Raw genomic sequence first — 13,595 nt, forward strand, 5'->3', positions numbered from 1 at the left:
ATCGTGGCGATCGCCCAGTCGGCGCAAGCCGCAGCTGCGACGCCTCGCGCCGGGGACCTACTCCGGGTCCTCCGGGTGCTTGCGCTTGCGGTCGAGGTCGCGCAGGAAGTCGGGGTCGTCGTCGGGGCCGAGCACCCGGGGCGGCGGCGGCTGTGGGCGGCGCGGGGCCGGGGCGATGCCACGGCGGTCGAGTGCCCGCACGGTGAAGTACACGGCGACCGCGATCAGGATCACCACCAGCAGGAGCTTGAGCACGCTTCCAGCGTAGGCGGTGGCTGGTCACCCGGAGGGCGGTGTCCGGACGTCCGGTCGGCGACGCCTACGCTGGAGGGCGTGAAGGAGTTCTGGGTCTACACCGGGCTGCGCCTGCTGCTGTTCGTCGGCTCGCTCGGCCTCGTGTCGGGCGTGTGGCTGTTGGTGGCCGACTCGCTGCCGATCCTCTGGGCGATCGTCCTGGCGTTCGTGATCAGCGGCATCGGCTCCTACTACCTGCTCAACGGGCCGCGCGACGCCTTCGCCCGCCGCGTCGAGACCCGCGCCGAGCGGATGGCCGCCAAGATCGAGGAGATGCGCGCCAAGGAGGACGCCGGCGACGCGTGACGTCGACCGGTCGTCAGCGCTTGGGTCGGTTGAGGCGTCGCTCGATGCGGCTCTGCGGCTGGCCGAGGATCTTGGCGAGCAGCGGGGCCCGGAAGCGGTAGGCCACGACGGCCACCACGACGAGCAGCAGGATGATCCAGAGCATGCTCCCAGCGTACGCCGGGCGCGGTCGGATCAGCCGGTGACGACGAGCGCGGCCGCGACCAGTGCCGCCCAGGCGAGCTCGGCCATCCCGGTGCTCTGCAGCACCGGGATCAGACCCGGGCCGCTCGCCCCGCCCGTGACGATGCGCGCTGCCCGGGCGGCGAGCACCAGGAACCCGAGCCCGACCAGCACCCACCACGAGGTCGCGGCGGCGACGGCCACGACCGCGAGCGCGGCCACCGCCACGAGCACCACGTAGAGCGTCCGGGTGCCCCGGTCGCCGAGCACGACCGCGAGCGTCCGCTTGCCGGCCACCGTGTCGGTCGGGATGTCGCGCAGGTTGTTGGCCACGAGGATCGCGCACGCCAGCGCCCCGACTCCGACGGCTGCGTACAGCGCCGCCCACTCCCAGGTCTCGGTCTGCACGTACGTCGTCCCCACGACCGCGACGAGCCCGAAGAACACGAACACCATGACCTCGCCGAGCCCGAGGTAGCCGTAGGGCTTGGACCCGCCGGTGTAGTACCAGGCAGCCAGCACGCACACCACCCCCACGGCCACGAGCCACCACGCGGTCGTCGCCGCCAGCACCAGGCCGGCCGCACCGGCCACGCCGAACGCGAGGAACGCCGCGCGCTTGACCGCCGCCGGGCTGGCCGCGCCGGAGCCGACGAGCCGCATCGGCCCGACCCGGTCGGCGTCGGTGCCGCGGATGCCGTCGGAGTAGTCGTTGGCGTAGTTGACCGCGACCTGCAACGCCAGGGCCACGACCAGGGCGAGCAGCGCCTTCCACCACACGAAACCGTCGACGTACGCCGCGACGCCGGTGCCCGCGAGCACCGGGGAGACGGCCGCGGGCAGGGTGCGGGGTCGCGCGCCGGCGAGCCACTGGTCGGGAGTTGCCACGACCGGAGATTCAAGCACTCATCCCACCCTCTAGCCTCACTCAGGTGGATCACGGACGCACGGCGGTGAGCGCGCTCGCCGCATGGCTGGCGGCCGACGACCCGGCTCCCTGGGTCGTGGAGACGTCGGGTTCGACCGGCCGACCCAAGCGGGTGCGGCTCTCCCGCGACGCGGTGCTCGCCTCGGTGCGGGCCTCCGCGCGTCGGGTCGGCGCGTCCGGCCAGTGGCTGCTGGCGCTGCCGGCGTCGTACGTCGCGGGCCTCCAGGTCGTCTGCCGCTCGCTCGTCGCCGGCCACGACCCGGTGCTGGTCGACGACCACGCCTCGTTCGCGGCGGCTACCGCGGCGATGGCCGACGGCGACCGGTTCGTGTCGCTGGTGCCCACCCAGCTGCACCGCCTCCTCGACACCGACGCCGAGGCTCTGCGCCGGTTCCACACCGTGTTGCTGGGCGGCGGGCCGATCGACCCCGCGCTGCGCCGCCGAGCCGGCGACGAGGGCGTGCACGTGGTGGCGACGTACGGCTCCGCGGAGACGGCGGGCGGCTGCGTCTACGACGGCTACGCCCTCGACGGCGTCGCGGTGGCACTGGACGCGGACGGCCGGATCCGCATCGCCGGGCCGACGCTCTTCGACGGCTACGACGGCGACCCCGGGCTGACGGCCGAGGTGCTCGTGGACGGGTGGTTCCGGACCTCCGATGCCGGCCGGCTCGACGAGGACGGCCGGCTGCAGGTGCTCGGCCGCGTCGACGACGTCGTCGTCAGTGGCGGCGTCAACGTGCCCGCTCCCGCGGTCGCCGCCCGGCTGCGCGAGCATCCCGACGTCACGGAGGTCGAGGTGCTCGGCGTGCCCGACGAGGAGTGGGGCAACCGCGTCGTGGCCTTCGTCGTCGGCGACCTGGGCCTCGAGGCCGCGCGCGACTGGGTCGCCGAGGCGCACCCGCGGTCGTGGGCACCGCGCCAGCTCGTCGCGCTCGACGCGATGCCGCTGCTGGCCAACGGCAAGCCCGACCGGCTGGCGCTCAGGAGCTCGGCCCTCGAGGAGGGTGCATGAGGGTCTGGTCACTGCCGATGCGGACCCGGTTCCGCGGCATCACGGTGCGCGAGGGCGTGCTCCTGCGTGGTGAGGCCGGGTGGGGGGAGTGGTCCCCGTTCCTCGAGTACGACGCCGCGGTCGCCGAGCCCTGGCTGCGGTGCGCGGAGGAGGCCGCTGCCGGTGACTGGCCCGCGCCGGTGCGCGACCGGGTGCCCGTCAACGTCACCGTCCCGGCGGTCGGGCCCGACCAGGCACACGCGATCGTGCTCGCCGGCGGCTGCCGCACCGCCAAGGTCAAGGTCGCCGAGCCCGGGCAGACCCTGGCCGACGACCAGGCCCGCGTGGAGGCGGTGCGCGACGCCCTCGGCCCCGACGGGCGGGTGCGCATCGACGTCAACGGCCTCTGGGACCTCGACACCGCGTCCGCCTCGATCCCGGTGCTCGACCGTGCGGCAGGCGGCCTCGAGTACGTCGAGCAGCCCTGCGCCAGCGTCGAGGACCTCGCCGCCGTACGCCGCCGGGTCGGCGTGCCGATCGCCGCTGACGAGTCGATCCGCCGGGCCGCCGACCCCTACCGGGTGCGCGACCTCGAGGCGGCCGACGTGGCCGTGCTCAAGGTGCAGCCGCTCGGCGGGGTCCGCGCGTGCCTGCGCATCGCCGAGGACATCGGCCTGCCCGTGGTCGTCTCCTCGGCGCTGGAGACCAGCGTCGGGATCGCCGCCGGGGTCGCGCTCGCCGCCGCTCTGCCGGAGCTGCCCTACGCGTGCGGCCTCGCGACCGTGCAGCTGCTGGCGGCGGAGGTGGTGACCGATCCGCTGCTGCCGGTGGACGGCGAGCTGCCCGTCCGGGTCCCGGTCGTGGACGAGTCGCTGCTGCACGCCGAGCCCGACCGGGTCGCGCACTGGGAGGCCCGGCTGGCCGAGGTGCGCGCACTGCGGGAGGATCGTCGCTCGTGACCACCGCCGCCACCGAGACCGCCCGCCGGGTCCTCACCGCACTGATCGAGGCAGGCGTCACCGAGGTCGTGGTCGCGCCGGGCTCGCGCAACGCGCCGCTGTCGTTCGCGGCGTACGACGCCGCCGTCGCCGGCCTGGTCCGCCTGCACACCCGCATCGACGAGCGCACCGCCGGCTTCCTCGCCCTCGGGCTGACCCGCAGCGGTCGCCGGGCGGCCGTCGTCTGCACGTCCGGGACCGCCGTCGCCAACCTCCACCCGGCCGTCCTCGAGGCCGCCCACGCGGGCATCGACCTGGTCGTGGTCTCCGCCGACCGGCCGGCGCGGCTGCGCGGTACCGGCGCCAACCAGACCACCGACCAGGTCGGCATCTTCGGCCCGCTGGTCGCGACCCAGGACGCCACCGGCCCGATCGACCTGCTGGTCGCCGGCCCGGTCCACCTCAACGTCCCGCTCGAGGAGCCTCTGGTGCCCGCGGACCGGTGGGCGCCGGACGTCGTCCCCGGCGAGCCGGTGCGCCGGGCGGTCCCGGCCTCGCTCACGACGCTCTCGCGCGGGCCCCGGACGGTCGTGGTCGCCGGCGACGACGCCGGCCCTCGGGTCCGCGTGCTCGCCGAGCAGGCGGGGTGGCCGCTGCTCGCCGAGCCGTCGAGCGGCTCGCGCACCGGCGACAACGCGATCCGCACCTACCGCCTGCTGCTCGACGGCGACCTCGGGTCGCGGGTGGAGCGCGTGGTGGTCGGCGGCCACCCGACCCTGTCGCGTCCGGTCAGCCGGCTGCTGGCCCGCGAGGACGTCGAGGTCGTGGACCTGGGTGCGTGGGGCGTCTGGAGCGAGCGGCCGTTCGCCGTCGACTCCCGGGTGCTCGGCGGGGTCGGTGTCGACGAGCCCGACGAGCCGGACTGGATCGAGGAGTGGCGCGCGGCCGACCGGTCGGTGGCACGCCAGCTCGACGGGCTCCTCGCCGCCGAGCCCGAGCTCACGCCCCACGAGGTCGCCGGTGCCGTGGCCCGGGCGCTCCCCGCCGGTGGGCTGCTCGTCGTCGGTGCGTCCAGCCCGATCCGCGACCTCGACCTGATGGTGCCGCGCTACGACGTCGGCGCCCGCCGCAAGGTCGTCGCCAACCGCGGCCTGGCCGGCATCGACGGCACGATCTCCACCGCGGTCGGCGCCGCCCTCGGTCGCCCGCGCAGCACCCGCGCGCTCGCCCTGATGGGCGACGTGACGTTCCTCCACGACGCCGGCGGCCTGGTCGTCGGGCCGGGGGAGGCGGTCCCCGGCCTCACGATCGTGGTCGTCAACGACGACGGCGGGTCGATCTTCGCGATGCTCGAGCAGGGCGCCGACGACTACGCCGAGCAGTACGACCGGCTCTTCGGCACGCCCCACCACGTCGACCTCGCCAGCCTCTGTGCCGCGACCCGCACGCCGCACTGGCGGGTCGACTCGCTCGCCGAGCTCGAGCACGCCCTGGCCTCGCCCGCGGGCGGGATCGAGGTCGTCGAGGCCGTCGTACGCCGTGACAACCGCCGGGACCTCGACGCCCGGATCCGCGCCCTGCGCCCCTGAGGAAGGGCCTGAGGAAGGGCCCGCCGAGCGCCCGCCGACCGGGCGTTTGCGCGACAGCGGGCGACGGGAGACTCCCGCCATGACGGCCATGCCAGCGCAGCCCGGAGTGATCCCCTACGTCGATGCGCACGACGGTCCGCGGCGCCTGATGACGATCGCCCTGACGAGCGGCAACGCGGGGGCGGGCAGGCACGTCCCGGTGGTGGGGGTCGACGGGCGGCGGTACGTCGTCGTCTGGGGCGCGGTGACCTTCGAGGTGCCCGCCGACCGCAACGTCCACGTGAGCGTGCACATCGAGGCGGACTACCTCACCCAGGCGTGCTCGCTGCTGCTGCCGCCGGGTGACCAGCCGGTCTCGTTGCGCTACGAGACCCACTACACGAGCGGTCGCGGGAGCCTCACCCCGCAGACATGAACGACCGCCGCTCCGGCGATCCGGCACCATGTGCGGGTGGACATCGCGCTCTTCCTGGTCGCCCTCGCCGTCGGCGTCCTCGCCGGCGTCCTCGTGGCGCGCCGGCTGGGTGTGCCCTCTCCACTGCTGCTGGTCGTCGCCGGCGCCGCCGCGTCGTTCCTCCCGTTCGTCCCGCAGGTGCACCTCGAGCCCGAGGTCGTGCTGATCGGGCTGTTGCCCCCGCTCCTGTACGCCGCCGCACTGTCCTCGTCCCTGGTCGACTTCAACACCTACCGCCGCCCGATCCTGCTGCTGTCGGTCGGCCTGGTGGTGTTCACGACCGTGGGCGTCGGCTGGCTGGTCCACGCGCTGGTCCCGGACGTGTCCTGGCCGGTCGCGCTGGCGCTCGGTGCGGTCGTGGCTCCCCCGGACGCGGTGGCGGCGACCGCCATCGGGCGCCACATCGGGCTGCCGCGCAAGATCGTGACGATCCTCGAGGGCGAGTCGCTGTTCAACGACGCGACGGCGCTCGTGCTGCTGCGCACCGCTGTCGCCGCGATCGCCGCCACGGCGACGATCCACGCCTGGGAGATCGGCCTCGACTTCGTGCTCGCCGCGGCCGGAGGCGCCGCCGTGGGCCTGGTGGCCTACTGGATCGCCGCCTCGATGCGGCGCCGGATCACCGACCCCTCGGTCGACGTCGCGCTGTCGCTCGTGGTGCCGTTCACCTCCTTCATCCTGGCCGAGGAGATCGACGCCTCCGGCGTGATCGCCGTGGTGGTCGCGGGTCTGCTGCTCGGCCACCGTGCGCCGGTGCTGCAGACCGCGCAGTCGCGGATCGCGGAGCGGATCAACTGGCGCACGATCGCGTTCCTGCTCGAGAACACGGTGTTCGCGCTGATCGGCCTCCAGGCCCAGTGGCTGTGGCAGGACCTCGCCGACAGCGACCTCAGCCCCGCCCGGATCGCCACCGTGTGCCTCTCGACGCTAGTCGCGGTGATCGTGCTGCGTCTCGTCTGGGTCTTCGCCTTCCGCCCGGTGCTGTTCCGCCGCCCGCGCAACCGCGACGCCCAGCACCCCGCCCCTCCGTGGTCGTTCCAGTTCCTGCTCGGCTGGGCGGGCATGCGCGGCGTCGTCACGCTGGCCGCCGCGTTCGTCATCCCCGACGACACCGAGCACCACGAGGTGCTGCTGATGGCCGCGTTCACCGTGGTGGCCGGAACGCTGTTGATCCAGGGGCTCTCCCTGCCGTGGTTCGCCCGCCGGTTGCGCGTCCCCGCGCCCGACCCGCTCGATGACGCACTCGCGCGCGCGACGCTGCTCCAGCAGGCGTCCAAGGCCGCGCTCGACGAGCTCGACACGCTCGAGTACGACGACCGGGTCGGTGTCGTCGACCTGATCCGCCAGCGGCTCGACCAGCGCAACTTCGCCGCGTGGGAGCGGCTCGGCACCCAGGCCGACCAGGAGTCGCCGGCGGCGCTCTACTACCGGATCCGCAGCCGGCTCATCGACGCCGAGCGCGGCCGGATCCTCGAGATCCGCAGCGCGGGTCAGGTGCCCTCCGAGGTGGTCGCCGACGTGCTGGCGATGCTCGACGTCGAGGAGTCGATGCTCGACAGCGCCGAGCAGGAGCGCGACGAGACCGCGGCGTACGCCGCCCGCCGCTGGCAGATCGGTGAGCTGTGCGCCGACCTCGAGCGGTACGCCGCCGTCGACGAGCCGCCGGCGACGTCGTGCCGTGCGTGCGTGGAGGAGGGCACCCAGTGGGTCTCGCTGCGGCGCTGCCTGGAGTGCGGCAACGTGGGCTGCTGCGACTCCTCGCCGCGCCAGCACGCGACCGAGCACTTCCACGAGACCCAGCACCCGGTGATGCAGTCGGCCGAGCCCGGCGAGGACTGGCGCTGGTGCTACGTCCACCACCTCACGGCCTGAGGTCGCGCGGTCACGCCGCCTCGACCCGGTCGGTCCCGGCGATGAAGGCCGCGACCTGGGCGACCACGTCCGGGTCGCGCAGGATGCGCCGGTGGCCGAGCCCCTCGGTGGTGACGAGGCGGGCGTCGGGCAGCGAGGCCGCCAGGGCGCGAGCGTCGTCGTACGACGTCTGCCGGTCGTCCACGTCGTGCACGACCAGCGTCGGGACCGGGTCGGCGTACGCCGCCTGCACGCGGGCGTCGAACTCCGCCACGGAGATCCCGACCAGGCGGTCGACCGCCCGGTCGAACGCGGCGCGGGTGGCTCGCCGAACCCGAGCGCGGCCTGGAACCCGTCGAAGAGACTGGTCGCCTCGACCATCGGGGCGATCAGGGCCAGGCGGCGCGTGCCCAGCCAGCCGAAGCGGAGCGCCAGGTAGGTCGCGATCGTGCCGAGGGAGTGGGCGACGACCGCCTCGGCCGGACCGAACCGGGCGGCGACCGCGTCGAGTGCGCGGCCCAGCTCGACGCCGTGGGTGCGCCCGCGGCCGGCCGGCCCGGGGTCGGAGTCGCCGTGGGAGGGGCCGTCGAAGAGGACCACCCGGTGCCCGGTCGCGACGAGAGGGTCGACGAAGGCCGCGAGCTGGCTGCCACGACCTCCCCAGCCGTGCACGAGGTAGACGACCGGCCCGGTCCCCCAGACATGGCCGTGCACAGCGGCGCCCTGGGCGAGCACCGTGAACGGCTCGCCGCCCGGGGGGAGCGGCGCCGGGGCCATCGGCGGCGGCACCGTGAACCACAGGTCGCAGGCGCGCCGCCCGGTGAGCTCGGGCGCGATCCGGTCGCCGACCCGGAAGGCGGTCCGGAAGGCATGATTCTTAAGACGAACGATCGTGCTTTTCTGCAGCCGTGAGAAGGACATGTCGGGCCTTTCTGGAGGAGGTGGTCAGCGCGCCCGGGCGCGCTCGAGGATCCCCTCGAACGCGGTCCGGGCGTGGTCGGTGGCGTGCTCGTCACCGAGCAGCCGGGCGAAGTGGTGGAAGCCCAGGGTGAGCGCCTGCAGCTCGAAGGCGACCTGGCGCGCGTCGAGGTCGGGGCGGAAGTCGCCCTCGGTCACGGCGGCCTCGACCACGGTCGCGATCGTGTCGAGCCAGTCGCGCTGGTCGGCGACGAGGGCGTCGCGCATCGGTCCCGGCTGGTCGTCGAACTCGACCGAGCCGGTGACGAAGATGCAGCCCCCCGGGAGGGTCTGGCTCTCCCAGGTCAGCCAGCGCTCGAAGAGCTCACGGAGCCGCTTCTCCCCGCGCGGCACGGTGAGGGCAGGCCGCACGGTCGTGTCGACGAACCGGCGCTTGGCGTGGGCGAGCGTCTGGAGCTGGAGCTGCTCCTTGGACTGGAAGTGGGCGAACAGGCCGCTCTTGCTCATGCCGGTCTGCTCGGCGAGCCGCCCGATCGACAGCCCGGTGAAGCCGACCCGCGACGCGACGGCGAGCGCCTCGTCGAGGATCGCGGACTTCGTCTCCTGGCCCTTGCTCACGACCTCAGGATAGAACGGTCGTGCTTTTCATGGAAGGCCCGGCCACGCTCAGGGCCGGACCATCCGGATCTCCCACGCGTCGAGGTCGGCGTACAGCTCCCGCGCGCCGTCGGCGACGAACCCCTGGCGCTCGTAGAACGTGCGCGCACGCAGGTTCGCCTCCAGCACCCACAGCGAGCACGGGCCGGCGGGCCGGACCGCCTCCCAGAGCCGCGGGCCGAGACCGGTGCCCCACCACGCCGCGCGCGTGTAGATCGCGTACAGCTCGTCGGCGGCGACCGGCGTCTCGTCGCGCGACGGCCCGGCCACCGCGAACCCGACGAGCTCCCCGCCCGCCTCGGCCACGACGCGTGGGGGCCCGACCGCGAGCTGCCGCACCCACGCGTCGATCCAGGGCTGCTCGTTGCCGACCCGTGCCTCGAGGAGCGCGCGGTCGACATGCGGACCGTACGCCTCGAGCCAGCACGCCCGCTGCAGCGCTGCGCCCGCGACGGCATCGGTCGCGACCGCTGGGCGCAGGGTGGGCGTCATCCGAGCATCGTATGGAGCGCCAGACCGGCGACGACCGCTGCCGACACCAGGCCGGTGACCAGGTGGGCCCGGTAGCCGGTCGCGACCCGGCCCAGGGCGGCCCCGCCACCGGCGAGCACCAGCTGCCACGACGCGCTGGCCGCGAAGGCGGCGGTCACGAACACCGCGCCCTGCGCGGGCCCCGACGTCAGGTCCTGGTTGCCGAGCACGACGGCCGCGAAGTAGACGACGGTCGTCGGGTTGACCGCGGTCACCCCGAGGAAGAGCAGGTACGCCGTGCGCGCGCGCATCGCCGAGACCTCCCGCACCCGCCCGGTGCGACCGACCGCGTGAGCCGCCGTGAGCGCCGCGATCACCAGGAGCACGATCCCCGACGCGACCTTCAGCGCATGGGCCACGGGGTCGAGCGCGTCCGCCACCGCCGCGCCGGCCACGACGGCGAGCAGGGCGTAGCCGCCGTCGACCGTGGCCACGCCGAGCGCCGCGGCCGCCCCGACCCCGAACGACGTACGCGCCGACAGCGTGACGAGGAACGCCCCGACCGCGCCGATCGGGATCGCGATCGCCCAGCCGGTGACGAGACCGGAGACGACCACCTCGAACACGGGGACGATCGTCCCAGCGGACTACCGTTCAACGCATGCGGATTACCAAGTTCGGCCATGCGTGCGTCCGGATCGAGCACGACGGCACGACGGTCGTGCTGGATCCTGGCGTGTTCACCGACGTGGGCGCCCTCGACGGAGCGGACGCGGTGCTGATCACCCACGAGCACCCCGACCACTACCTGCCGGCGCACCTCCTCGCGAGCGATGCTCCGGTCTTCACGATCGAGGGGGTCGCCGCGAAGGTCCGGGAGGACGCCCCTGCTGTCGCCGAGCGTCTGACGGTCGTGGCGCCGGGGGAGAGCTTCGACGTCGGCGTGCCGGTGCGCGCGGTCGGCGAGCTGCACGCGGTGATCCATCCGGAGTACCCGCGGATCACCAACAGCGGCTACGTCCTCGACCTCGGGGGAACGAAGGTCTACCACCCCGGCGACGCGCTCACCGAGCCCGGCGAGGTGGTCGACGTGCTGTGCTGCCCGGTGTCGGCGCCGTGGATGAAGGCCTCCGAGGCGATCGAGTTCGCCCGCGCCGTCAAGGCGCCGCGCAACCTGGCCATCCACGACCGGGTCTACAGCGAGGCCGGGCTCGGCATCGTCGACACGCACATGAACGCGTTCCTGCCCAAGGACGGGCTGGAGTACGTCCGCCGCGCCGACGGCGAGGACCTGTAGGGCGGCGGCCGTCGGTCGAGCCTCACCGGGGCGAGCGTTGGTGTCTGCCTGGGTGGGTCGGTGTCCTCCCGTGGGCGCCAGTGTTCGTCCTCCGCCATGCGCGTCAAGGCCGCGTCTCGCGCGTCGACTTCGTCGCCGCGCGGGCCGCGGGATCGGTCTCGGGTCGGACTCCAGACGGTGTGGTTGCGGTGGGTGCGTGGCTGCTGGCCCGAGACGAGTTGGCGCCTGTCGGGAGGACGCCGACCTGTGGTCACCCCGGGGCGTCATACGTTCTGGTCGCTGGGACGGCCACCTCGTATGACGTCCCCGGACGGCGCGCCAGACGTCATACGTCCTGGTTGCTGGGGCGGCCACTTCGTATGACGTCCCCGGGCGGCCGCCGACCCAGCGCAGAGGCCAGCCGTCCCTCCGAGATCGACCCCGCGGTCAGCCGGTGGTGAGCGCGTCGCGGACCGGGACGAACTTCGCCTGGGACTCGGCGAGCTCGGCCTCGGGGTCGGAGTCGGCGACGATCCCGCAGCCGGCGAAGAGCCGCACGGTGCTGCCCTCGACGCGCGCCGAGCGCAGGGCGATGCCCCACTCGCCGTCGCCCGAGGCGTCCATCCAACCGACCGGCCCGGCGTAGCGGTCGCGGTCCATGCCCTCGATCTCGGTGATGAGCGCGGTCGCGACGGCCGTGGGCGTCCCGCCCACGGCGGCGGAGGGGTGCAGCGCCTCGGCCAGCTGGAGCGAGGAGACCGTGGCGGCGTCGTGGACGACGCCCGCGACGTCGCTCGCCAGGTGCATGACGTTGGGCAGGTGCAGCACGAACGGCGCCTCGGGGACGTTCATCGACGAGCAGTGCGGCTCGAGGGCGTCGGCGACCGAGCGCACGGCGTACTCGTGCTCCTCGAGGTCCTTCGAGGAGCGGGCCAGGGTGGCCGCCAGCGCGAGGTCGCGCTCGTCGTCGCCGGTGCGTCGGATCGTGCCGGCCAGCACCCGCGAGGTGACCAGGCCGCGCTCGCGGCGCACCAGCATCTCCGGGGTGGCGCCGAACATGCCGTCGACGTGGAACGTCCAGCACATCGGGTAGGTCTCGGCGAGCCGGCCGAGCGGGGCGCGTACGTCGATGGGCCCGTTGGCGGTGGCGATCAGGTCGCGCGCCAGGACCACCTTCTCCAGGTCGCCCGCGCTGATCCGCGCGACGGCGTCGGCGACGACGGACATCCACTGCTCGCCGTTGAGAGCACCGTCGGCGAAGCTCACCTCGGCCGGGGCGGACGCCGGCTCCGCCGGCACGATCGGCTCGTCGGCCGGCTCGCCGACGGTCGTCAGCCAGGCCACGTCGCCGCGGCGACCGACCACGACGCGCGGCACGACCAGGATCGAGTCGCCGGGCTCGTCGGCGAAGGCGAAGGTGCCGAAGGACACCAGGCCGGTGCCCGGCTCGACCACCTCGTCGTGGACGGCGGCGCGGGCGATGAGCTCGCTCCACCACTTGCCGGCATCGGCGAAGCGGGTCGCGCCGTGGGTGCGGACCTCGGCCGCGACGCCCCAGCCCACGAGGCCGTCCCCGCGGCGCAGCCAGGTGACGGGACGCTCGGCCGGCACCAGCGCGAGCAGGCTCTGGGCCTGGTCGAGGTCGAGGGCGACCGTGCGGACGACGAGGGCGTCCGCCGGGACCGGCGACGCCTGGTCGGGCGCGGGGCCGGGCGTGGAGCTGCTCGTCACCCTGCCGAGGGTACTCACGCACCCCGCCGAGACCCGCACCCGCGGCCCCGGTAGCGTCGCCGGACGTGAGCAGCCGCACGTCGTCGACCACGACCACCTGGATCGCGATCCTCCTCGGGGTCGTCGCGCTGGGACTCGTCTCCGCGTTCGCCATCGGGCTCCCCGAGGTGGTGGGGGAGGAGGAGACCGCCGCGCTCTCGCTCCCCGACACCCTGCCCGGCGGGTACGCCGCGGCCGACGACCCGGCCGCGTTCGCCGGCGGTGACTACGCCGACCAGGCCGACGAGATCGCCGGCCAGGAGAGGTCGAACAGCGACTACGGCAACGAGGTGCTGCCCGACGTCCTCGGTCACGCCGCCGCCACCCGCACCTACGTGCTCGACGGCACGAAGGCGGTGTTCGTCCAGGTGTTCGCTGCCGAGGGCGGTGCCTTCGCGCCGAACAGCATCCCGGACCCCGACGCGTCCGGCGGTGCGCCGGCCACCGAGATCACCGCCGTCGGCGACGGGGTCTGCATCCTCAGCTACGGGCAGGGCTCGACCGGCGACGAGCCGGCCGACCCGGTCTTCAGCCAGTGCCAGGTCACCCGGCACGGGCTCACCGCGCAGATCGGCGCGTCCGAGGTGGACGCCACCGACCTGGTCGACACCGCGGACGCCCTGCTCGACGAGCTCTGAGCCCGGCCGGGCCGGGCGAGTCCCCGATCGGGCGCTCAGGACCAGTAGACGACGACCTTGTCGCCCTCGCGCACCTGGCCGTACAGGTGCGCCAGGCCGTCGTAGTCGCGCACGTTGACGCAGCCGTGGGACGCACCGCCGTACCCGACCGTGGCGAAGTCCGAGGAGTAGTGCACGGCCTGGCCGCCGGAGAAGAACATCGAGTACGGCATCGAGGAGCCGTAGAGCCGGGACACGTGGTCGGCGTCCTTGAGGTACACGTGGAAGACGCCCTCGCGGGTGGGGGTGCTCGAAGCGCCGAACCGCACGTCGAGGGTCTGCTGCACAGCGCCGTCGACGACCCAGCGCA

17 protein-coding genes and 1 pseudogene are annotated in these 13,595 nt (G+C 74.1%); 8 read left to right on the forward strand and 10 right to left on the reverse strand.

What is annotated here, in order from left to right; all coding sequences use genetic code 11:
• Positions 1–57 precede the first annotated feature (57 nt).
• Positions 58–255: a hypothetical protein gene (locus Q0L15_RS13055; RefSeq protein WP_296604879.1), complete on the reverse strand. Its 198-nt coding sequence runs from the start codon at positions 253–255 to the stop codon at positions 58–60.
• A gap of 78 nt (positions 256–333) precedes the next feature.
• Between Q0L15_RS13055 and Q0L15_RS13060 the strand changes: the two genes are divergently transcribed.
• Positions 334–600, forward strand: a complete 267-nt coding sequence (locus Q0L15_RS13060; RefSeq protein ID WP_296604880.1) for a DUF4229 domain-containing protein — start codon at positions 334–336, stop codon at positions 598–600.
• Between the two features lie 13 nt (positions 601–613).
• On the opposite strand, the gene Q0L15_RS13065 is transcribed toward Q0L15_RS13060, so the two are convergent.
• Positions 614–745 (reverse strand): hypothetical protein, encoded by a 132-nt coding sequence (locus Q0L15_RS13065; protein WP_296604881.1) that lies wholly within the window; start codon positions 743–745, stop codon positions 614–616.
• 29 nt (positions 746–774) lie between these two features.
• Complete coding sequence (locus Q0L15_RS13070) at positions 775–1,650, reverse strand: 1,4-dihydroxy-2-naphthoate polyprenyltransferase (protein WP_296604882.1); 876 nt, start codon at positions 1,648–1,650, stop codon at positions 775–777.
• 44 nt (positions 1,651–1,694) lie between these two features.
• On the opposite strand from Q0L15_RS13070, the gene Q0L15_RS13075 reads away from it, so the two are divergent.
• The 5 genes from Q0L15_RS13075 to Q0L15_RS13095 all read left to right on the forward strand — a co-directional run bounded on the left by Q0L15_RS13075 (position 1,695) and on the right by Q0L15_RS13095 (position 7,537).
• Positions 1,695–2,705 carry an AMP-binding protein gene (locus tag Q0L15_RS13075; RefSeq protein ID WP_296604883.1) on the forward strand — a complete coding sequence of 337 codons (1,011 nt, stop codon included), beginning with the start codon at positions 1,695–1,697 and terminating at the stop codon, positions 2,703–2,705.
• Positions 2,702–3,643: an o-succinylbenzoate synthase gene (locus Q0L15_RS13080; RefSeq protein ID WP_296604884.1), complete on the forward strand. Its 942-nt coding sequence runs from the start codon at positions 2,702–2,704 to the stop codon at positions 3,641–3,643. The genes Q0L15_RS13075 and Q0L15_RS13080 overlap by 4 nt, the downstream gene beginning before the upstream one ends.
• The gene (locus Q0L15_RS13085; protein WP_296604885.1) at positions 3,640–5,211 is read left to right on the forward strand and encodes a thiamine pyrophosphate-binding protein; all 1,572 of its coding nucleotides are present in this window, start codon (positions 3,640–3,642) and stop codon (positions 5,209–5,211) included. The genes Q0L15_RS13080 and Q0L15_RS13085 overlap by 4 nt, the downstream gene beginning before the upstream one ends.
• 79 nt (positions 5,212–5,290) lie before the next feature.
• Complete coding sequence (locus Q0L15_RS13090) at positions 5,291–5,626, forward strand: hypothetical protein (RefSeq protein WP_296604886.1); 336 nt, start codon at positions 5,291–5,293, stop codon at positions 5,624–5,626.
• 36 nt (positions 5,627–5,662) lie between these two features.
• Positions 5,663–7,537: a Na+/H+ antiporter gene (locus tag Q0L15_RS13095; RefSeq protein WP_296604887.1), complete on the forward strand. Its 1,875-nt coding sequence runs from the start codon at positions 5,663–5,665 to the stop codon at positions 7,535–7,537.
• A gap of 10 nt (positions 7,538–7,547) precedes the next feature.
• On the opposite strand, the gene Q0L15_RS13100 is transcribed toward Q0L15_RS13095, so the two are convergent.
• From Q0L15_RS13100 to Q0L15_RS13120, 5 genes and pseudogenes are all read right to left on the reverse strand, one after another.
• A complete protein-coding gene (locus tag Q0L15_RS13100) occupies positions 7,548–7,790 on the reverse strand; it encodes an alpha/beta hydrolase (protein WP_296604888.1) in 243 nt (80 codons plus the stop codon).
• A gap of 143 nt (positions 7,791–7,933) precedes the next feature.
• A pseudogene (locus Q0L15_RS24980) lies at positions 7,934–8,437 on the reverse strand (alpha/beta fold hydrolase); the annotation flags it as partial.
• A 24-nt stretch (positions 8,438–8,461) separates the two neighbouring features.
• Positions 8,462–9,052: a TetR/AcrR family transcriptional regulator gene (locus Q0L15_RS13110; protein ID WP_296604890.1), complete on the reverse strand. Its 591-nt coding sequence runs from the start codon at positions 9,050–9,052 to the stop codon at positions 8,462–8,464.
• Between the two features lie 48 nt (positions 9,053–9,100).
• On the reverse strand, positions 9,101–9,583 hold the full coding sequence (locus tag Q0L15_RS13115) for a GNAT family N-acetyltransferase (protein WP_296604891.1): 483 nt from the start codon (positions 9,581–9,583) through the stop codon (positions 9,101–9,103).
• Positions 9,580–10,188, reverse strand: a complete 609-nt coding sequence (locus Q0L15_RS13120; RefSeq protein ID WP_296604892.1) for a LysE family transporter — start codon at positions 10,186–10,188, stop codon at positions 9,580–9,582. Before Q0L15_RS13120 ends, Q0L15_RS13115 begins: the two co-directional genes overlap by 4 nt.
• Positions 10,189–10,223: 35 nt before the next feature.
• Between Q0L15_RS13120 and Q0L15_RS13125 the strand changes: the two genes are divergently transcribed.
• The gene (locus Q0L15_RS13125) at positions 10,224–10,859 is read left to right on the forward strand and encodes an MBL fold metallo-hydrolase (RefSeq protein ID WP_296604893.1); all 636 of its coding nucleotides are present in this window, start codon (positions 10,224–10,226) and stop codon (positions 10,857–10,859) included.
• 426 nt (positions 10,860–11,285) lie between these two features.
• Here the strand turns inward: Q0L15_RS13125 and Q0L15_RS13130 are convergent, their stop codons facing one another.
• The gene (locus Q0L15_RS13130; RefSeq protein WP_296604894.1) at positions 11,286–12,569 is read right to left on the reverse strand and encodes an isochorismate synthase MenF; all 1,284 of its coding nucleotides are present in this window, start codon (positions 12,567–12,569) and stop codon (positions 11,286–11,288) included.
• A gap of 65 nt (positions 12,570–12,634) precedes the next feature.
• Between Q0L15_RS13130 and Q0L15_RS13135 the strand changes: the two genes are divergently transcribed.
• The gene (locus Q0L15_RS13135) at positions 12,635–13,246 is read left to right on the forward strand and encodes a hypothetical protein (protein ID WP_296604895.1); all 612 of its coding nucleotides are present in this window, start codon (positions 12,635–12,637) and stop codon (positions 13,244–13,246) included.
• Positions 13,247–13,281: 35 nt separating this feature from the next.
• Here Q0L15_RS13135 and Q0L15_RS13140 read toward each other — a convergent pair.
• A partial coding sequence (locus Q0L15_RS13140) for a L,D-transpeptidase (RefSeq protein ID WP_296604896.1) occupies positions 13,282–13,595 on the reverse strand: 314 nt, incomplete at its 5' end.

It is taken from the genome of Nocardioides sp., from assembly GCF_024509035.1.
In the GTDB taxonomy this organism is placed as follows: Bacteria; Actinomycetota; Actinomycetes; order Propionibacteriales; family Nocardioidaceae; genus Nocardioides.